The sequence below is a fragment of the Aquabacterium sp. OR-4 genome (assembly GCF_025290835.2).
GTDB lineage: Bacteria > Pseudomonadota > Gammaproteobacteria > Burkholderiales > Burkholderiaceae_C > Pseudaquabacterium.
This window is the reverse complement of the sequence record NZ_JAOCQD020000004.1, coordinates 615,057-633,120: the sequence shown is the minus strand read 5'-3', so window position 1 is coordinate 633,120 and position 18,064 is coordinate 615,057. Positions and strand designations below refer to the sequence as shown.

General features: G+C 72.1%; 17 protein-coding genes. 5 read left to right on the top strand and 12 right to left on the bottom strand.

Going from position 1 to position 18,064, the window contains the following annotated elements; genetic code table 11:
• Window positions 1-12 precede the first annotated feature (12 nt).
• The 6 genes from N4G63_RS28025 to N4G63_RS28000 form a co-directional block, all read right to left on the bottom strand.
• Window positions 13-1,041, bottom strand: coding sequence for a FecCD family ABC transporter permease (locus N4G63_RS28025; RefSeq protein WP_443112122.1), 1,029 nt, complete (start codon window positions 1,039-1,041; stop codon window positions 13-15).
• Window positions 1,042-1,055: 14 nt separating this feature from the next.
• Entirely contained in the window at window positions 1,056-2,042 is a 987-nt protein-coding gene (locus N4G63_RS28020) for a FecCD family ABC transporter permease (RefSeq protein WP_314600576.1), read from the bottom strand.
• Between the two features lie 89 nt (window positions 2,043-2,131).
• Complete coding sequence (fepB, locus tag N4G63_RS28015; protein ID WP_314600575.1) at window positions 2,132-3,166, bottom strand: Fe2+-enterobactin ABC transporter substrate-binding protein; 1,035 nt, start codon at window positions 3,164-3,166, stop codon at window positions 2,132-2,134.
• On the bottom strand, window positions 3,163-3,531 hold the full coding sequence (locus N4G63_RS28010) for a DUF2218 domain-containing protein (protein ID WP_314600574.1): 369 nt from the start codon (window positions 3,529-3,531) through the stop codon (window positions 3,163-3,165). The genes fepB and N4G63_RS28010 overlap by 4 nt, the downstream gene beginning before the upstream one ends.
• Window positions 3,528-4,421 (bottom strand): alpha/beta hydrolase, encoded by an 894-nt coding sequence (locus N4G63_RS28005; protein WP_314600573.1) that lies wholly within the window; start codon window positions 4,419-4,421, stop codon window positions 3,528-3,530. Before N4G63_RS28005 ends, N4G63_RS28010 begins: the two co-directional genes overlap by 4 nt.
• A 5-nt stretch (window positions 4,422-4,426) precedes the next feature.
• The gene (locus tag N4G63_RS28000; protein ID WP_314600572.1) at window positions 4,427-6,565 is read right to left on the bottom strand and encodes a TonB-dependent receptor; all 2,139 of its coding nucleotides are present in this window, start codon (window positions 6,563-6,565) and stop codon (window positions 4,427-4,429) included.
• Between the two features lie 166 nt (window positions 6,566-6,731).
• Here N4G63_RS28000 and N4G63_RS27995 point away from each other — a divergent pair, with 166 nt between their 5' ends.
• Window positions 6,732-7,640, top strand: a complete 909-nt coding sequence (locus tag N4G63_RS27995) for a helix-turn-helix transcriptional regulator (RefSeq protein WP_314600571.1) — start codon at window positions 6,732-6,734, stop codon at window positions 7,638-7,640.
• A gap of 76 nt (window positions 7,641-7,716) precedes the next feature.
• Here N4G63_RS27995 and N4G63_RS27990 read toward each other — a convergent pair whose 3' ends face one another.
• From N4G63_RS27990 to N4G63_RS27980, 3 genes are all read right to left on the bottom strand, one after another.
• Window positions 7,717-8,925 (bottom strand): MFS transporter, encoded by a 1,209-nt coding sequence (locus N4G63_RS27990; RefSeq protein WP_314600570.1) that lies wholly within the window; start codon window positions 8,923-8,925, stop codon window positions 7,717-7,719.
• The gene (locus N4G63_RS27985; RefSeq protein WP_314600569.1) at window positions 8,922-9,842 is read right to left on the bottom strand and encodes a tetratricopeptide repeat protein; all 921 of its coding nucleotides are present in this window, start codon (window positions 9,840-9,842) and stop codon (window positions 8,922-8,924) included. Before N4G63_RS27985 ends, N4G63_RS27990 begins: the two co-directional genes overlap by 4 nt.
• 408 nt (window positions 9,843-10,250) lie before the next feature.
• Window positions 10,251-11,096, bottom strand: a complete 846-nt coding sequence (locus N4G63_RS27980) for an amidohydrolase family protein (protein WP_314600568.1) — start codon at window positions 11,094-11,096, stop codon at window positions 10,251-10,253.
• A gap of 131 nt (window positions 11,097-11,227) precedes the next feature.
• Here N4G63_RS27980 and N4G63_RS27975 point away from each other — a divergent pair, with 131 nt between their 5' ends.
• From N4G63_RS27975 to N4G63_RS27965, 3 genes are all read left to right on the top strand, one after another.
• On the top strand, window positions 11,228-11,662 hold the full coding sequence (locus tag N4G63_RS27975; RefSeq protein WP_314600567.1) for a tripartite tricarboxylate transporter substrate-binding protein: 435 nt from the start codon (window positions 11,228-11,230) through the stop codon (window positions 11,660-11,662).
• A gap of 253 nt (window positions 11,663-11,915) precedes the next feature.
• Window positions 11,916-12,812, top strand: coding sequence for a class II glutamine amidotransferase (locus N4G63_RS27970; protein WP_314600566.1), 897 nt, complete (start codon window positions 11,916-11,918; stop codon window positions 12,810-12,812).
• 43 nt (window positions 12,813-12,855) lie between these two features.
• On the top strand, window positions 12,856-13,992 hold the full coding sequence (locus N4G63_RS27965; RefSeq protein WP_314600565.1) for a zinc-binding dehydrogenase: 1,137 nt from the start codon (window positions 12,856-12,858) through the stop codon (window positions 13,990-13,992).
• A gap of 78 nt (window positions 13,993-14,070) precedes the next feature.
• Here N4G63_RS27965 and N4G63_RS27960 read toward each other — a convergent pair whose 3' ends face one another.
• A complete protein-coding gene (locus tag N4G63_RS27960) occupies window positions 14,071-14,799 on the bottom strand; it encodes an SRPBCC family protein (RefSeq protein ID WP_314600564.1) in 729 nt (242 codons plus the stop codon).
• A gap of 204 nt (window positions 14,800-15,003) precedes the next feature.
• On the opposite strand from N4G63_RS27960, the gene N4G63_RS27955 reads away from it, so the two are divergent.
• Window positions 15,004-16,203: a saccharopine dehydrogenase family protein gene (locus N4G63_RS27955; RefSeq protein WP_314600563.1), complete on the top strand. Its 1,200-nt coding sequence runs from the start codon at window positions 15,004-15,006 to the stop codon at window positions 16,201-16,203.
• 78 nt (window positions 16,204-16,281) lie between these two features.
• Here N4G63_RS27955 and N4G63_RS27950 read toward each other — a convergent pair whose 3' ends face one another.
• Together N4G63_RS27950 and N4G63_RS27945 are read right to left on the bottom strand one after the other, a co-directional pair.
• Window positions 16,282-17,082 carry a fumarylacetoacetate hydrolase family protein gene (locus tag N4G63_RS27950; RefSeq protein ID WP_314600562.1) on the bottom strand — a complete coding sequence of 267 codons (801 nt, stop codon included), beginning with the start codon at window positions 17,080-17,082 and terminating at the stop codon, window positions 16,282-16,284.
• Between the two features lie 75 nt (window positions 17,083-17,157).
• On the bottom strand, window positions 17,158-17,919 hold the full coding sequence (locus N4G63_RS27945) for a class II aldolase/adducin family protein (RefSeq protein ID WP_443112121.1): 762 nt from the start codon (window positions 17,917-17,919) through the stop codon (window positions 17,158-17,160).
• Between the last annotated feature and the right edge of the window lie 145 nt (window positions 17,920-18,064).

Sequence of the window (18,064 nt, the reverse complement as noted above, 5' to 3'; positions counted from 1 at the left end):
GGCCGCTGGCGTTCAGGCGCGCAGGCGCGGCAGGGCCAGCGCCAGGTACAGGCCACCGATCAGCGCCGTCATCAGGCCCACGGGCAGGTTCAGATCAAAGGGCAGCCGCTGGCTGACCAGGTCCACACCCTGCAGCAGCACGGCGCCGGTCAGCGCGGCCGGCCACAGCGGCCGGCCGTGCTCGCCGGCCATGAAGGCCGCCAAGCGGGGCGCGGCCAGCGCAATGAAGGCGATGGGCCCGGCCGCCCCGGTGGCCAGCGAGGCCAGCAGCACGGCGCCAAAGGCCATGAAGCCCTTGACCCGCAGCGCCGGCACGCCGAGCTGCTGCGCCAGGTCGTCGCCCAGCTCCAGCAGCATCAGGCGCGACTGGCCCCACAGCAGGGCCGGCAGCAGCAGCGCCAGACCGGCCAGCAGCGGCAGCGCATGGTCCCAGGTGCGCGCGTTCAGCGAGCCCGACAGCCACAGCTGCGCGGCCAGCGCCTGCTCCAGCGCGCCGCGCATCAGCACCGCCTCGTTCAGGGCCGACAGCGTGGCGCCGATGCCGATGCCCACCAGCACCAGCCGGTGGCTGGCCACGGCACCGCCGCGCAGCGCCAGCGCAAAGGCCACCAGCGCCGTCAGCAAGCCGGCGCCCACGGCGAACAGCGCCGAACCCGCACTGGCGCTGCCGCCCAGCACGAAGTACACCACCGCGCCGGTTGCCGCCCCGGTGGTGAAGCCGATCACATCGGGTGAGCCCAGCGGGTTGCGCGACAGCGACTGGAAGATGGCGCCGGCCACCGACAGCGCGGCGCCGGTGGCCACGGCCGTGGCCACACGCGGCAGCCGGATGTCGAACACCAGCTTGCGCTGCAGCGCCGTGCCGCCGCCGTGCAGCAGGATGTCCAGCACCTGCGCGATGTCCAGCGCGATGCGGCCGGTGCCCAGGGCCAGCAGCATCAGCCAGACCAGCAGCACCAGCAGCAGCAGGGCCGCCAGGGCCTGGCGTGGCACCCACAGCAGCGACAGGCGGCCGCGGCGCAGCAGGCGCACCTGCTCCAGCGTGTGCAGCGCGCTCACAGCTCGGTGAGCCGGTCGCGCCGGGCCAGCACGATGAAGAACGGGCCGCCGATCAGGGCCACCATCAGGCCTGCGCCCAGATCGGCCGGCGGCGCGATCACGCGGCCCGCCACGTCGGCCAGCAGCAGGGTCAGCATGCCCAGCAGCATGGACCAGCGCAGCAGGCGGCGGTGGTTGGGCCCGACCACCGCACGCGCGAGATGCGGCGCCACCAGGCCGAGAAAGGCAATCGGCCCCACCGCCGCGGTGGCGGCGCCAGCCAGCACCACAATGGCCAGCAGCGACAGACCCAGCACGCGCGGGCGGTTCACACCCAGCGCCATGCCCAGGTCCTGGCCCAGGCTCAGCGCATCCAGCTGGCCGGCCACCCACACCGCCAGGGCCAGGCCCATGGCCACGAAGGGCAGCGTGGCCAGCAGCAGCGGCAGATCGCGGCCTTCCAGCGCACCGACCACCCAGCTGCGGTAGTGGTCAAACACCTGGTCGGCGCTGTTGAGCATGATCAGCTGCGAGAACGACAGACACACCGCGCTCACCGCCACGCCGGCCAGCACCACACGGCTGGGGCTGCTGCGCGCGCCCTGTCCACCCGACAGCGCCAGCACCACGCCGCCGGCCAGCAGGGCGCCAAGCATGGCCACCAGCATCTGCTCGGCCAGCGCCAGCGGCCCGAACAACGCCAGGGCCGCCACCACCGCCAGGCTGGCGCCGGCGTTGACACCCAGGATGCCGGGGTCGGCCAGGACATTGCGCGTCACCGCCTGGATCAGCAGGCCGGCCGCCCCCAGGGCCGCGCCCACCAGCAGGCCGGTGAGCAGCCGCGGCAGGCGCAGATGCACCACCAGCAGGTGGTCGGGGTTGCCCGCATCGAAGGCGCGCAGGGCCTGCAGCACATCGGCCCAGGGCACCGGCTTGGCACCCACCAGCAGGCTGGCCGCGGCCAGCAGCGCGATCACGGCGGCCAGCGCCAGGGCCAGCGCCATGCGGCGCAGCGACGACAGGCCGCCAACCGCACCCGCCGTACCGGGGGGCCCGGCCGACGCCGAAGCCGCAGCACCTGCCCTGGCCGCTGTCATGGCCGCCCGGTGGGCGCAGAGGCCGGCCGCGCCGCGCCGTCGATGGCAAAGCGGCGATGGATGGCGTCCACGATCTCGCTGGCGCTGTAGTAGTCGATGCGAAAGGAGTTGCGCCCCAGGCCGTAGACCTGCCGCGTCTGCACCGCGGGCAGGCGCGCCAGCACCCGGTCATTGAGCAATGCGGCGGTGTCGTCCTCGGCGCGGCGCAGCAGGAACACGGTGCGTGACTGCAGCGCGCTGAGCTGCTCGTACTGCGCCTTGACGAAGTCGTCCGGGCGGTCCAGGCCGCTGTGCCAGCGCGGGTCAGGCGACTCCATGCGAAAGCCGAGTGCCGCGAGCAGCACCCCGTGTGAGCCTTTGGGCATGGCCACCGGGTTGATCACACCCGGGCCGTTGTAGCTGACGATGGTGGTCAGCCCCTCGGGCACGCGGATGGCCTGCGCCACGCGGCGCAGCTTCTCGGAGAACTCGGCCACGCGCTGCTCGGCGCGGGCCTGCAGGCCGGTGGCCAGGCCCAGTTGCCGGGCCACCGCCTGCCAACTGTTGACGGCATAGTCGACCACGATGGTCGGCGCGATCTGCGACAGCTCGCGCACCGATGCCCGCGCCGAGTCGGCCCCGCTGTTCGACACCACGATGAGGTCGGGCTGGGCCAGCAGCACGGCCTCGATGTCCACCGCGTTCAGCGACCACAGCGGCTGCACGCGGCGCGCCTTGGCCACGGCGGCCCACTGGTCGAAGAAGCGCCGGTCGCCGTTGACCGACGAGGCCACCACCGGCGCGTCGATGGCCAGCAGCGTGCCGGTGAGCGTGACCGATGTCGACAGGATGCGCTGCGGCGGCGCGGCGATGCGCACCTCGCTGCCGTCGGGGTTGCGGAACACCACCGGCCAGCTGCCGCCGGCCGGCGCTGGTGTGGCGGCGCTGGCCGGGGCGCTCAGCACCGGCCCCAGGGCCGATGCTGCCGACGTGCAGGCCAGGCCCAGCAGCCGGCGGCGAGCCGGTGCCAAGGGGCCGGCGCGCCGGATCACGTCGGCGCTCCCGGGGTGGATGCCGCGGCCCTGGCGGGCTGCGCCGCCAGCGCATCCAGCTCGGGCCTCACGGCGTCCGGCACACCCGGCGTCCAGGTGTAGGCCGGCAGCGCCTCGCGCAAGAAGCGGCGCAGGTGGTCGTCGATGATGAACTGCATGGCGGCAATGCCCTCCGGACGATCAGACTGCAGGTGGATGGCCAGTGACTGGGCATGCGCCTTCATCACGCACGGGCCCTGCACGAAGCGCACGTCGCCGCGCAATGCATCGAAGCTGACCGGCACCTTGTGCGCGAAGTGCCGCGACAGCTTGAGGATGTAGCGGGCACCGTCGGGGGTGGGAATGTCGGCTGTGGCGTGGTTCATGGCGGCGTGGCGGTGTGGGAGGGGTGGCTGTGCCGGGCATCTGGCTGGGGCACGGGCTGCATCAGCCAGCGCACGGCGCGTGTGAGCGCCGGGTACAGCACCGAGCCATGGTCTTCGCCGGCCAGCACCTCGGCCTGCAGCGCGACGGGCCCGTGCTGCAGTTGCGCGACCAGCTGCGCAAAACGCCCTTGCATGTCGCGCCGGCGGTGCAGGGCCTGGCGGGCAGCGTCGTCGCCGGGCAGTGCGCGCTCGTCGCTGCCGATGCCCAGCCACAGGCTGCGACCGGCGCCCTGCGCCGCAGTGCCGCCAGGCTGCCGCTGCAGCCAGCCATCGGCCCACCACAGCGACGGGCTGACGGCGAAGAAGGCCTGCATCGGCCCGGGCCGGTGCAGCAGCTTGTGCAGTGCGAACAGGCCGCCAAAGGAGTGCCCGAACAGGCCCACCTCGGTGAACTGCGTGCGCTCGTGCGTGGCCAGCCATGGCAGCAACTGCGCGTCGAGAAACCGGGCGAAGCGGTCGGCCTGGCCTTCGGCAAAGTCGCCCGCGTCAGCCGGCCTGGCCAGGCCTGCCGGCCAGGGCGGCAGAAAGTCTTGCGCCCGGCGCTGCGCATGACGCAGCGCGACACCGGGGTAGCCCACGCCCACCAGCGTGCTGCGCGGCGCCAGCCCCCGGGCGCGCTCGGCGAGCGATTGCTGCATCAGCGCCGCTGGCGCCACGGCAAGGTTGCCGTCCAGCACCAGCAGCAGCCGATGCGCGGCGCCGGTGGCGTCACCGCATCGGGCTTCGGCCGCAGCTGTTTTCGCGATGGCCAGGCACCAGGCCTGATCCGACTGGGTGTCGCGCAGCGTGTGCTGCCGCACGAAGGGCAGGCTCAGCGCTGTGTCGTCCACCGGGCTCAAAAGCGCAGATCCAGCTGCAGGCCCAGCGTGCGCGGGGCCAGCACGTCCTGGGTGGTGGTGCCCTGGAAGTAGGTGTTGATGACGTAGCGGTCGGCCAGGTTGTTGACGTAGGCGCGCAGCGAGGTGCGCGCATTCAGGTCGAGGCTGACGCTCAGGTCGAGCAGCGTGTAGCCCCCCGCGCGCGCCTGCTGGCCGGTGCCGGCGGCATTGGAGATGTCGACGAAATACGCGGCCACATGCTTGGCATTGGCCGACAGCGTCCAGGCACTGCCCAGGCGCTGCGTCACACCGGCACCCAGGGTGCGCGGTGCGGCATAGGGCAGCTTGTTGCCCACGTAGGCCGGGGTGGCGGCAAAGGCGTCGATGCGGCTGGTCTGCACGCTGGCATTGCCGTACACGCGGGTGGCGCTGCCGATGTCGCTGGCCACCGCCAGCTCCAGGCCGCGGATGGTGGCCCGGTCGATGTTGCCGATGACGGTGCCGTTGCGCGCCTGGTAGTCCTTGAAGCGGTTGTTGAACAGGTTCGCCGACCACGTGCCCTTGCCGCCGTTGAAGCGCTGCTGGATGCTGGCCTCCAGCGCGGTGACGTACTCCGTCTCGTAGGCGTAGATGTTGGTGCTGTTGGTGTCCATGCTGATGCCCGCGGGGTTGTAGCCCCGGCGCAGGTCCAGCCCCAGCACGGTGTGCGGGTTGAGCGTGAAGCGCAGCGCGGTGCGCGGCAACGCGTAGGTCTTGCTCTCCTCACGCGCTGCGCTGGCCGTGCCGTTGGTCACCGAGCGGTCCTGCGCTTCATGTTCCAGGCGCCCACCGGCGATCAGCGTCAGGCGCTCGCCGAGCGGCACCTCCACCTCGCCAAAGACCGAGGTGGCCGCGGTCTTGGTGTCGCCGGAGTAGCGGATCGCGCCCGAATAGGCCTTCGCCAGCAGGCTCATGTCATCGCCAAAGTAGGACAGGCCGATCAGCGAGCGCAGGCCACCGTGGCCGCGGCCAAGGTTCAAGCGCAACTCCACCCCGCTGCTGTCTTGCTGGGTGCGCGAGCGGAAGTAGGCCGCCGTGCTGGTGGCCGCCGGGGCCGTCTGGTTGTGCGTGAAGCCGGCGTCCAGTTTCGAGGCGGACAGCAGCAGATCCACCGAGCGGCCCTGGCCGAGCTGGTAGCTGGTGTTGGACACCAGCGTGGTCATCGTGGTGTCGCCGATGCGGTGGTTGACCAGATCGGTCGAGGCCCGGTACTCGCCGCTGTCACCCAGGTTGACCTGGTTCAGGTACGGGCCCGTCTGCTTCTGGTGCTGCAGGTCCAGGCGGCTCACCAGGGCCGGGTTGTCGGGCGGTGAGAACAGCAGCTTGGCCTTGACGTCGGCGCGCTGCACCCGGTCCGGGTCGGCGCTGTAGTCGACACCGGCGCTGGTGTTGTTGTCCACGTAGTTCACGAAGCTCGATCCGCCGGACACGTCGGCACTCAGGCGGTAGGCCAGGCTGTCGGACAGCGGCCCCGTGGCCATGGCCGCCACCTGGCCCAAGGTGGCACCGTTGGCCTGCTGCAGGCCCAGACGCACGGCGGCCCCGGGCTTGAAGCCGGGATCCTGGGTCTTGATCACGATGGCGCCACCCACCGCCGATCGCCCCTGCATCGTCGACTGCGGGCCGCGCAGCACCTCCAGCTGCGCCACATCCCACAGCCCGGTACCCAGCAGGTTGCCACCGGTCCAGATCTGGCTGACGCCATCGACAATGGTGGCGGTGCGCGCCCGCGTGGCGCCACGCCAGGCCAGCGACGAGAAGCCGGGGCCTGCACCGTTGCTGCCGCGGATGTTGGCCACGCCACCGAACTCGCCGATGGTGACGTTGGGCACCTCGGCCACCAGGTCGAGCACGCTGGCGCGGTTGCGTGCGGCCAGGTCTTCGGCGGTGAACACGGTCACCGCGGTCGTCGAATCGCGCGCACTGCGGCCCATCTTCTCGCCGATCACGGTGACGGTCTGGCTGGCCGCCGGCTCGGCAGCTGCCGTGCCGGATTGCGCCCAGGCCAGCACCGGCGACACCAGCACGAGGCTTCGCGCCGCCCAGGCCAGGGCCGACAGCGCAACAGAGTGCACCCCGGCGCGGCGGGCATGACAAATGGCGGAGGGGTACGACATGGGCAACTCCAGGACGGGGAAAAGGCGCCGCGAGGCAGCTGGCGCAGGACGGATCAAACGATAATCGTTCGCATTCAGATCACGTTCTGAGCGACAGTCAACTGCTTATGGGCCAGCCGCATGCAGCGCACGCGGCGCGGGTCCACCAACCTGCCGAGATGTTCCGATGCCCCCCTGCCCCGCCGATGAGCCGCTGATCGATGCCGTGGATGGCGTGTGCGCCTTCGAATCACTGGCGATGCAGATGCAGGTGCACGCCAACGACACGCGGGAGCGGCGCACGCTGTCGCAGCGCTTCGACCTGCCAGCGCAGCTGACGGTGATGCTGCTGCTGGAGGGCGAGCTTCGGGTGGCCATCAACCAGACGCACTGCCTCATGTCGGCGCGCCGCGGCCCGGTGGGATACCTCTGGCTGATGGCCGCGCCGGGCACGCTGGTGCGGCACATCCGCGCCGGCCAGCGCGTGCGCAAGGTCAATGTCACGCTGCCGCTGTCGGCACTGGATGACCTGCGGCTGTCGCCCGTCCTGTGCGACAGGCTGAGCCTGGACTCGCCGCGCGCCGGCGTGGCGTGCTGGTCGCCGACACCGCATGCCCTGCGCTGTGCGCATGAGATTCTGGGCGCCCGCCAGGGCGATGAGCTGCAGGCCCTGTCGGTCAGCATCGCTGGCCTGTCGATGGTTCAGCAGGCGCTGCGCGCCGCCAGCGCAGCGTCGTCGGGCCTGGCGCCAACGCGGGGCATCGCGCCGGCTGACCGCGGCATGGCGCGTGCACGCCTGATCCGCGCCCGTCTGCTGGAGGACATGTCACGCGAAGCCGCGCCGCCGTCGGCCCTGGCGCGTGAGCTGGGCATGAGCGAAAGCACGCTGCAGCGCGTGTTTCGAGCCGCCTATGGCAGCTCGATCGTGGCCTTCCAGCGCCAGGAGCGCCTGCAACGTGCACGCGCGCAACTGCTGGACGGCGGCCTCACGGTGGGCGAGGTGGGCTACCGCGCGGGCTATGCCAAGCTGTCGAACTTTTCGTCGGCCTTCCAGCGCACCTTCGGCTACCCACCCTCGGCATGCGTTCGGCGTTGAGCGGGCGCGGCGCGCCACCGGCTGCGTGCCGCGCCCGCCACCGGCACCGGCACCGGCACCGGCACCGGCCGGCGCCTCACAGACCGGCGCGCCCGCTGCGCCTGAGCACCAGCAGGCCGGCCATGGTCAGCGCCGCAAAAACCGCGCCGCAGGCAAAGGTGGCCTGATAGCCCGCCGCGTCCCACAGCGCACCGGCAATCAGGCTGGCCAGCAACAGGGCCAGGCCGGTGAGCAGGTGGTACAGGCCGAAGGCGGTGCCGCGCAGCGCGGCCGGTGCGCTGTCGGCGATCAGCGCATTGAACAGGCCCTGCGTGAAGCCCATGTGCAGACCCCACAGTGCCACGCCCAGGCCCAGCCCGGCCAGGCCGGGCATGAAGGCCAGCACCAGATCGGCCGCGATCAGCAGCGCCAGTCCCACCAGCAGCACATCCAGCCGGCGCAGGCGGTCCGACAAGGCACCGGCCGGATAGGCCGACAGCGCATAGGCCAGGCCCATCACCACCAGCACGGCCGGCGCCCACATGGGCGCCAGGCCGGCGCTTTGCGCACGCAGGATCAGAAAGGCCTCGCTGAAGCGCGCCAGCGTGAACACCAGGCCGATGGCCACCACCCACCAGAAGCCAGCGCCCAGTTGCGCCAGCTCGGCACGGTGCAGCGGCAGGCGCGCCGGCCGTGCGGCGGCGGGCCTTGACGGCTCGTGCACGCCGAACACCAGCACCGCCACCGCCACGAAGGCCGGCAGCACGGCCCACCAAAACACCAGCCGGTAGTTGTTGGCCGTCCACCCCATCAAGGCGATGGCCAGCAGCGGCCCGGTGAAGGCGCCGATGGTGTCCAGCGTCTGGCGCAGGCCGTAGGCCGTGCCGCGCAGCTCGGCCGGCGTGACATCGGCCACCAGCGCATCGCGCGGCGCGCCGCGAATGCCCTTGCCCACGCGGTCGATGAAGCGCGCACCCACCAGCCATTCCAGGCCGCCGGCCAGCGGGAACACCGGCTTGGTCAGCGCGCCCAGGCCATAGCCGATAACGGCCAGCAGCTTGCGCTTGCCGATGCGGTCGCTGAGGCTGCCGGAGAACACCTTGACGACCGAGGCCGTGGCTTCGGCGATGCCCTCGATCACGCCGACCGCCAGCACCGAGGTGCCCAGCACCGCCACCATGTACAGCGGCAGCAGCGCATGAATCATCTCCGACGAGATGTCCATGAACATCGACACCAGGCCCAGTGCCCACACGCTGCGCGGCACGGCACGGGCGCCGCGGCGGTGCGTATCTGGCGGGCTCATCCCAGCGCCACCAGCCGCTTGCGTTCGTCGTCCAGTTGGCGTGGTTGGCCCTGGCCACGCTTGACGAAGCGCGTGTAGGCGGCCTTGGCCGGATCGGCCTGGCCGTGTGCCTCCAGGGCCTGGCCCAGGTAGTAGTCCAGCGGCAGCGGCTCGGCGCCGCGCAAGTGGCGCGCCTGCTCCAACAGCTTCGCCGCCTCGGCCGGCCGGTCTTGCAGCGCCAGCACGCGGGCCAGGCCGTACAGCGGCAGCGCGGCCTCGGGCTGGTCTTTCACCAGGCGAGAGAACAGGCCCTGGGCCTTGGCCACCTGCTCCTTGGCCAGCCACCGAAATCCAACCATCGCCGCCCATTGCCGCATGTCGGCCGCCACGGCCGGGTCGGTGCCGGCCGGCACCTCGGTCAGCGCCGTGGCTGCCTGGTCGAAGCGCTCTTCGTCCAGGGCCACGCGGCCTTCCAGTGCCCGCACCTGAACCGGGTTGGGCGCGGTGCGCGCCAGCTCGGCCGCGCGGCTGTTGCTGCCACCCAGAAGACCGGGCGCCAACAGGTAGAACTCGACCAGCGCGCGACGCGCCGGGAACCACTGTGGCGCCAGCCGGAAGGCCTCGCTCAAGGCCTCTTTCACATCGCCCGCGCTGGAGGCCACCTTCATCTTGCCCTGGGCCACGGCATGGGCAGCCATCACGGTGCCCAGCGCATGGCGGCACTCCGCGGCCTGGGACTGCGCCTTGACGCAGGCCTGGGCATGCGAAATGGCCTTCTCCTGCGCCTGGGCATCGGTGCCGGCCAGCACAGCCAAGCCCAGGCCCAGCACGGCTTGCACATCGTCGGCGCGTGCCGCCAGACGGCTCAAGGACAGTTGCTGCATCTCGGCCATGCGCTCGCCATCGGCCAGCCGCTGCAGAACCGGATCGCGGAACATCTGGGCCTGCACCGGCCAGGCCGCCGCCAGACTCAAAACCCCGGCCCCACACGCGACAGCTGCGCGCGCCATACCACCCACACCCATTGAACGTACCACGCAAGACTCGCTTCGTTTGCTGAAACGGGCGATCTTCAACGATGCATGCTGACGCCATCGATCGCACCCAAGGCCTGCTGGCATCTGCCCGGCAAGCCGCCAACCAACGAGGTTAATCGATGGCCGGCCCGGCGCGCTGAACGCCCTACCGGCGGGTAGGGCCTGAAGGGTGTGTGCCTTTCATGTACTCCTACGAAGCTCGTGTGCGAGCCGGTCGGCTCGACATGATTGCCGAGAGCGCGGTGTGCCTGCTGAAGGATGCCGGCGCGCTGCCTGGCGGCATCTGCATCACCGCGCCGGCCTCGCCGCTCAACGCAGGGCCTTGTACAGCTTCTGCGCGGTCTTGCCGAAGATCCAGGCGCGCTGGCTTTCGTCCAGGCCGGCCAGGCCGGCCTGCGCGGCGGCCAGGATCTCGGCCAGCGTGCCTGGCGAGGTCGGGTAGTTCGAACCCCAGGCCAGGCGCTCGACGCCGAAGGCTGCCACCAGCGTCGGGAAGAAGGTGCTGGCACTGGCCTGGCCCTTCTGCACCTCGGCGAAGATGCGCGGCGAGAGCTTCAGGTAGACGTTGGGCAGGTCGGCCAGCGCAAACAGGCTGGCTGCCTGCGCATAGGGCGGGCCGTCGGCCAGCTCCGGCCGCGCCAGGTGGTCGAGCACGATGTTCACGCCCGGGAAGCGACGTGCCAGCATCGTGACCTGAGGCAGACCGACGACGCCGGTCTGCAGACACATCGGCAGGCCCAGCTCGGCCAGCAGCTCCCACACCGGATGGGCGCGCGGGTCTTCCAGCTCGGCGGGGTCGAAGTCCTTGGTCGAGCCGCCGGTGAAGATGCGCAGGCCGGCCAGGCCGCGCGCCACCCAGCCGCGCGTGGTGGCCACTGCATCGGGCGCCACCATGTCCACCGAGCACACGGGCACCAGGCGGCCTGGGTGGCTGGCGCAGCCGTCGGTGACATAGCTGTTGTCGAAGCCGTAGGTGGTGGATGAATGCACCACGGCGGCCTTGGCCACGCCGGCCGCGTCCATCGCGGCGATCAGCGCCTGCACGGTGCTGGGCCGTTCCTTCGACCACTCGGAGCGCTTGCCGAACAGCGGCGTCACCGGGTAGCGCGCGGGATCGTCGGAGATGATGTGGGGGTGGATGTCGATGATGTCCATGGTGGCTTCCTTCAAACCAGGAGTCGGCTGCAGTCGCGCCGGGCGTTGTCCGAATGGATCTGGGCGCGGGCCTCGGGCGTCAGTCGGGCCAGCCCGTGGCGGGCAACGGCGCGGTGCGACCGCAGCACTTGGTGCACATCCCGTTCAAGAGCACGCAGGAGGCCGCCAACGACGTGATGGGCAGCCGCGGCCACCTCACCTTCGTGCCCACCGCCGGGGCCGGCGTGTACCTGAAGGACGGCCGGGCGCGTGTGCTGGCCACCACCGGTGCCCGGCGCTCGCCGATGCTGCCCAAGCTGCCAACGGTGGCCGAGTCGGGCCTGCCGCGCTACGAGTACGACTCCTGGTTCGGCCTGCTGGCCCCGGCGCGCACGCCGGCCGCGCTGGTCGCGCGCCTCAACGCTGCGGTGAACAAGGTGCTGGTGATGCCGCCGGTGCGCGAGCGCCTGCTGGCGCTGGGCATCGAGCCGTCGCCGGTGAGCCCGGCCGAGTTCAACCAGATCTTCCTGACTGACCGCGAGCTGATGGTGCGCATCGTCAAGGAATCGGGCATCAGCCGCGACTGACAGCGGCCCGAGCCAGGGCCCGCACAGGTGACGAGACACCAGGCGTGATCGCGACGAGCCGCGCCTGCGGCGCCGGGGCTTGCTGACCGGGTTGACGGCCGATGCCATGTGCCGACCCAGCCACCGCAGCGCGCGCCGCGGCCCTTTGTCCATTTGGTCACGCCGCGGCCGGGGCGGCCCCTGCAGTGGCGGCACCTGCGGCCGACAAACCGTCAACCCGATGACTTGCTGCCCGCCGCCGGCCGCCTTGCCCATGTGCCAGCTGTTTGCCCTCAACAGCAATTCGCCCACCGAGGTGACCTTCTCGTTCACCGGCTTCTCGGCGCGCGGTGGCCGCACCGGCGAGCATGCCGATGGCTGGGGCATCGCGTTTCATGGCGATGGGGGATGCCGCGTGTTCATCGACGACGCGCCGGCCTGCCGCTCGCCGCTGGCGGCGTTTCTGCGCCAGCACCCGATCCGCGCCACGGCGGTGCTGGCCCATATCCGCAAGGCCACGCAGGGGGCCGTGCAGCTGACCAACTGCCATCCGTTCCAGCGCCAGTGGCTGGGCCGGCAATGGGTGTTCTGCCACAACGGCCACCTGGCCGACTTTCATCCCGCGCTGGATGCGGCCCATCGCCCGGTGGGCAGCACCGACAGCGAGGCCGCGTTCTGCTGGATGCTGCAGCGCCTGCAGCAACGCTTTGCCGGGCCGCAGGTGCCGGGCTGGGCCGAGCTGGCGCCGCTGCTGGCCGAGCTGGCCGGCGAGGCGGCGCGGCACGGCCCGTTCAACTTTGTGCTCAGCGATGGCGAGGCGGTGTACGCGCACTGCAGCACCCGGCTGCACTGGCTGGAGCGCCGCCATCCTTTTGCCCAGGCGCGGCTGGTGGACGAGGCGTTGACCCTCGACCTGGCGCGCGTCAACGGCCACGGCGACCGCATGGTGCTGCTGGCCACCGAGCCGCTGACCCACGACGAACCCTGGCAGGCGATGCAGGCCGGCGAGCTGCTGGTGCTGCAGCACGGGCGCATGGTGTGGCGCCGCCGCCCGCCGTCGCAGGCCACGACTGCCGCAACGACTGCTGCACCGATCGCCGCAACGACTGCTGCACCGATCGCCGCGCCACCGCATCCGCCTTCGACCGTGCCGCTGCCGATCAGCGCCTGAGCGCCTGCTACGCTGGGTCTCCAGACCAGAACAGGAGACCCCCATGAGCATCCCCACCCACGGCCTGCAGCTGCGCTCGCTGATCAGCGCCAGCGGCGAGCTGCAGCTCTCGCTGATCGAGCAGCCGGTGGCGTCGCTGCAGCCCGACGAGGTGCTGCTGCGCGTCGAGGCGGCGCCGATCAACCCGTCCGACATCGGCCTGCTGTTCGGCGCGGCCGACATGCGCAGCGCACGCGCCAGCGGCACGCCGGCCCGGCCGGTGATCAGCGCCCCGGTGCCCGAGCGCGCGATGGCGGCCATGGCCGGGCGCGTGGGCCAGTCGCTGCCGGTGGGCAATGAAGGCGCCGGCACCGTGCTGGCCGCCGGTGATGCCCCGGCCGCGCAGGCCCTGCTGGGCCGCCGCGTGGCGGTGCTGGGCGGCGCGATGTACAGCCAGTACCGCAGCGTGCCGGCCAGCGCCTGCCTGCTGCTGCCGCCTGACGCCACGGCCGCGCAGGGCGCCTCGTGTTTTGTCAATCCGCTCACCGCGCTGGGCATGGTGGAGACCCTGAGGCGCGAAGGCCACACGGCCCTGGTGCACACCGCGGCGGCGTCCAACCTGGGCCAGATGCTCAACCGCATCTGCCAGGCCGATGGCGTGGGCCTGGTCAACATCGTGCGCAGCCCGGCCCAGGTGGCGCTGCTGCGTGGCCTGGGCGCGCAGCATGTGGTCGACAGCAGCGCGCCGGAGTTCATGGCCGCGCTGACCGAGGCGGTGGCCGCCACCGGCGCCACGCTGGCCTTCGACGCCATCGGTGGCGGCCGGCTGGCCGGGCAGATCCTGCAGGCCATGGAGGCCGCCATCGCGCGCCAGGCCACCGAGTACAGCCGCTACGGCAGCGCGGTGCACAAGCAGGTCTACATCTATGGCGGGCTCGACACCGGCGCCACCGAGATCACGCGCAGCTTCGGCATGAGCTGGGGCGTGGGCGGCTGGCTGATGTTTCCGTTTCTGCAGCGCGTGGGTGCCGAGACCACGGCGCGCATGAAGCAGCGCGTGGCCGACGAGCTGCACACCACCTTTGCCAGCCACTACACGCGCAGCGTGTCGCTGGCCCAGGCGCTGAGCCTGGAGGCGATCGGGGTGTACGGGCCGCGCAGCACCGGCACCAAGGTGCTGATCGACCCCAGCGCCGGCTGAGCGGCACGGCGGGTAGGCGCCGGCACCGGCACCGGCACCGGCACCGGCGATCAAGGGTCAGGGCTCAGGGCTCAGGGCTCAGGGCCTGGCCGCTGGAGCCGGGGCCGTTGTCGTGAACAGCTTGCGCAGCTGCACCAGGGTCCAGCGGTTGCCGGCGGCGAAGTGGCGGTACACGCCGTCGAAGGCCTCGCCGTCGCGGTAGCCGGCGCTTTGCAGGGTCACGCGGGTGCGCTGCCCGTCCAGCGCGGCAAAGTGGATGGCGGTGTGCGTCTGCTGGAACGCGGCCGCGTCGAAGGGCAGCCTGGGTGGCGCCTGCACATTGCGCATCACCACCAGGCGCAGTGGCACCAGGGCCAGGATGCGGTTGCGGATGTTGCCCGGCGCGCCGGCCTGGGCCTGCGGGTCGTAGCTGGCCTCGTACTCGCCGTCCACGCGCAGATCGATGCGCGCAAACGGCGCGGCCCAGCGGCGAAAGCCGGCATCGGTGGTGAATGCGGCCCACACCGCCTCGAGCGGGGCCGCCACCTCGGCGCTGAGCTCGAGCACGCGCTCGCCATCGGCGCTGCGGTAGGAGCTGTCGCTCACGCCGTCGCCGCCGGCTTGGGTGGCTGCGGCGGGCGCGGCCGCGCCGCCCTGCGCGCGCACCGGCCAAGCCGTGGCGCAGGCCAGCGCGGCGGCCAGCGTGGCGCACCACAGCAGACCGCGGCGCGTTTGGCGCACCCGGCACAGCCCCGGCGCAGGGCCCAGGCCGGCTGCGCGTGGCGGGCGGGGGTGCGGCTGGCATCGGGGCAAGGCGGCGACAGGCATGGCGGGGCTCCTGGCGGGTGGGCTGGCGGGTGGGCTGGAGAGTGGGTTGGCGCATCCTGCCATGCCCGGCCGTGGCATGCCCGGGCCGTGGGCCGCTGCCACGCAGGCGACGGCTGGCGCCGACGGGCACGCGCAGAATCCGCGCCTGCGCCCGGCCGGCACCGGCCGGCCCTCCCCTGCCCCTTGACCCTTGCGAGTTGCCCCATGCCTGCCGACTTTGACATCGTGATCCATGGCGCCACCGGCTTCACCGGCCGGCTGGTGGCCGAGTACATGGCCCAGCGCTACCCCAATGCCGGCAACCCCGAAGGCATCCGCTGGGCGATGGGCGGGCGCAGTGCCGACAAGCTGGCCGCGGTGCGCGACGAGATCGGCGCGCCGGCCGACACGCCGCTGGTGGTGACCGATCTGGCCGACCCCGCCTCGCTGGCGGCGCTGATGGACTGCACGCGCCTGGTGCTCACCACCGTGGGCCCGTACCAGCTGTATGGCAACGCACTGGTGGCCGCCTGCGCGGCCCGCGGCGTGCACTATGTCGACCTGTGCGGCGAGCCGGCCTGGATGCGCCAGATGATCGACGCGCACCAGGCCACGGCCCAGGCCAGCGGCGCGCGCATCGTGTTCTCGTGCGGCTTCGATTCCATCCCCTTCGACCTGGGCGTGTTCTACCTGCAGCAGGCCTTTGCCGCCCGGCACGGCCATGCCGCCAACCGGGTGCGCGGCCGGGTGCGCAAGATGAAGGGCACGTTCTCGGGCGGCACCGCGGCCAGCCTGACCGCCACGCTGGCCGCCGCGGCCGAGAACCCGCAGGTGCAGGCCTGGATGCGCGACCCCTTTGCCTTGACGCCGGGCTTCGAGGGGCCCAAGCAGCCGGTGGGCCACAAGCCGATGGTCGACGAAGCCCTGGGCCAGGTGAACGGTGAAGGCGTGTGGGTGGCGCCCTTCGTGATGGCGGCCATCAACACCAAGAACGTGCACCGCTCCAACGCGCTGCTGGGCCATGCCTGGGGCACCGACTTTGCCTACGACGAGATGCTGGTCACCGGCCCCGGCGCGCGCGGCGAGCAGATCGCCCTGGCCGTGGCGGCTGACAAGTCGCTGGGCGGCGAAGGCGGCCCCAAGCCGGGCGAAGGGCCGTCGAAGGCCGAGCGCGAGGCCGGCTTCTACGACCTGCTGTTTCTCGGTGAAGACGCTCAGGGCCAGCGCCTGGCGGTGGGCGTGAGCGGCGACAAGGACCCCGGCTACGGCTCCACCAGCAAGATGATTGCCGAGAGCGCGGTGTGCCTGCTGAAAGATGCCGGCGCCCTGCCCGGCGGCATCTGGACCACCGCGCCGGCCATGGGCGCGGCGCTGGTGGCGCGGCTGCAGGCCCATGCCGGCCTGCGCTTCACGGTCGAAGGCTGAACGGGCCCCGTTGCGCCGGGCTGCCCCACGGGCTGAGCGCCCCCTCAGGGGGCAGGCGCGCAGCGATGTGGGGGCTGTTCAGACCTGCAGCGTGAAGCCGCCCAGGCCCTGAAACTGCACCGCCACGCGGCTGCCGCGTGCCACCGGGCGGCAGCCTGACCAGCTGCCGGTGGTGACCACGGTGCCGGCCGGCACGCTGTGGCCGTGGCGGGTGAGGTGGCGCAGCCAGATCGGCAGCAGCCAGCCCGGCGTACCCAGGGTGTGCGTGCCCTGGAAGTTGATGGGCGCGGCATCGCCCAGCCGCAGCTGGCCGCGCTGGGCCGCCCAGTCGTGGCCGCGCCAGCCGTCCCAGGCCTGCCAGGGGCCCAGCACCAGGGCGCCATGCACCTGGAAGTCGGCCAGCTTCAGGCGTGGCGGTGCATCGGCCAGGCTGGCCCAGCGCGTGTCCACCACCTCCACCGCCACGGCCAGCGCATCGATCAGCGATTCGGCCTCGGCCACGCCCAGCGTGGCGGCCAGCGCGGGGCTGACCTCGCGGCCCAGGCGCAGCGCCACCTCGGCCTCGACCATGGGCTGCAGGAAGGGCTGGGCGCGCAGGTCGGCGCAGTCGCCATCTGCCACCGGCTGCACGCCGGCAGGCAGCAGCGGCGCATGGGCCAGCGGGCCGTCGCGGCGCGGGCCGCCCGACTTCCAGAAGCGCGGCAGCGCCTCGGCCGCCCAGGCACCCAGGGCCACGCCCTGGGCCTGCTGCAGCGCGCAGGCGGTTTCGTCGTCGGGCACGGCGGCCAGCGCGGCGGCGTCGGGGGGCAGCGGGCGGCCGCTGCGGCGGGCGTCGAGCAGGGCCGCGCACAGGGCGGTGGCTTCGGGGCTCAGGGGCATGGCGTGGCGTGGCGTGGCGTGGGCGCTGGCGGTGTTGTGGTGGTGGTGCTGGGGGCGTCGTGTGGCGGCGGCGGCTCAGTGCGCGCGGCGCGAGCGCATGCGGCGCACCATGGCGGCAAAGAACTTCTCGGCAAAGCCGTCTTCGCGGATCAGCTGCGCAGTGAGTTCGGCGCAGCGCTGGCCAATGGTCTCGGGCAGGGCCACGTTGTCGCCCGGAATGGCGCCGGCCGCCACCTGGATCTCGGCCGCGCGCTGCACCGTCCACAGCAGGAAGAAGGCGCGCGGGATGTCCAGCTCGCCCACCGCCACGCCGTGGTTGCGCAGCACCAGGATGTGCTTGCTGCCCAGGCTGTGCAGCATGCGCGGGCGCTCGTCGGCAAACAGCGTGATGCCCTCGAAGGCGTGGTAGCCCACGCGGCCGCTGAGCTGGGCGCCGTAGAAATCGTCGTGCGCAAAGCCCTGGCGCTTGAGCGCGATGGCCGACACCGCGGTGGTGTGGGTGTGGATCACGCAGTGGATGTCGTCGCGCGCGGCGTGGATGGCGCCGTGCAGCGCAAAGCCGGCGGGGTTGCCGTCATACGGCGAGGGCTCGACCTTGTGGCCGTCGACATCCACCTTGATCAGGTTGGCCGGCGTGACCTCGTCGTAGTTCAGGCCGAAGGGGTTGACCAGGTAGTGCGCGGTGCCGGGCAGGCGGGCCGAGATGTGGTTGAAGATGGTCTCGGTCCAGCCGAAGTGGTCCACCAGGTGGTAGCAGTCGGCCAGCTGGTAGCGCAGCGCCCATTCGGCATCGGCCATCTGGGCGGGGCGGGCGGGCTGGGTGTCGGGGATGAGCATGTCCATGGCGGCGGTCTCGCAAAGCGGGGAGAAGTCTTGGATGGAGTGCGGCTGCAGGCGCGCGGGCAACGCCGGCGCCGGTGGTGCCGGCTGCTGCTGCAGCAGCGGCGGTGGCGTGGGCGTGGGCGTGGGCGTGGGCGTGGGC

Excerpts from the sequence above, each read along its gene's own strand:
- N4G63_RS28020 (WP_314600576.1), bottom strand. The coding sequence starts at position 2,042 with ATGGCGCTGGCCCTGGCGCTGGCCGCCGTGATCGCGCTGCTGGCCGCG.
- N4G63_RS28010 (WP_314600574.1), bottom strand. The coding sequence starts at position 3,531 with ATGAACCACGCCACAGCCGACATTCCCACCCCCGACGGTGCCCGCTAC.
- N4G63_RS28000 (WP_314600572.1), bottom strand. The coding sequence starts at position 6,565 with ATGTCGTACCCCTCCGCCATTTGTCATGCCCGCCGCGCCGGGGTGCAC.
- N4G63_RS27995 (WP_314600571.1), top strand. The coding sequence starts at position 6,732 with ATGCCCCCCTGCCCCGCCGATGAGCCGCTGATCGATGCCGTGGATGGC.
- N4G63_RS27990 (WP_314600570.1), bottom strand. The coding sequence starts at position 8,925 with ATGAGCCCGCCAGATACGCACCGCCGCGGCGCCCGTGCCGTGCCGCGC.
- N4G63_RS27985 (WP_314600569.1), bottom strand. The coding sequence starts at position 9,842 with ATGTTCCGCGATCCGGTTCTGCAGCGGCTGGCCGATGGCGAGCGCATG.
- N4G63_RS27980 (WP_314600568.1), bottom strand. The coding sequence starts at position 11,096 with ATGGACATCATCGACATCCACCCCCACATCATCTCCGACGATCCCGCG.
- N4G63_RS27970 (WP_314600566.1), top strand. The coding sequence starts at position 11,916 with ATGTGCCAGCTGTTTGCCCTCAACAGCAATTCGCCCACCGAGGTGACC.
- N4G63_RS27965 (WP_314600565.1), top strand. The coding sequence starts at position 12,856 with ATGAGCATCCCCACCCACGGCCTGCAGCTGCGCTCGCTGATCAGCGCC.
- N4G63_RS27960 (WP_314600564.1), bottom strand. The coding sequence starts at position 14,799 with ATGCCTGTCGCCGCCTTGCCCCGATGCCAGCCGCACCCCCGCCCGCCA.
- N4G63_RS27955 (WP_314600563.1), top strand. The coding sequence starts at position 15,004 with ATGCCTGCCGACTTTGACATCGTGATCCATGGCGCCACCGGCTTCACC.
- N4G63_RS27950 (WP_314600562.1), bottom strand. The coding sequence starts at position 17,082 with ATGCCCCTGAGCCCCGAAGCCACCGCCCTGTGCGCGGCCCTGCTCGAC.
- N4G63_RS27945 (WP_443112121.1), bottom strand. The coding sequence starts at position 17,919 with ATGCTCATCCCCGACACCCAGCCCGCCCGCCCCGCCCAGATGGCCGAT.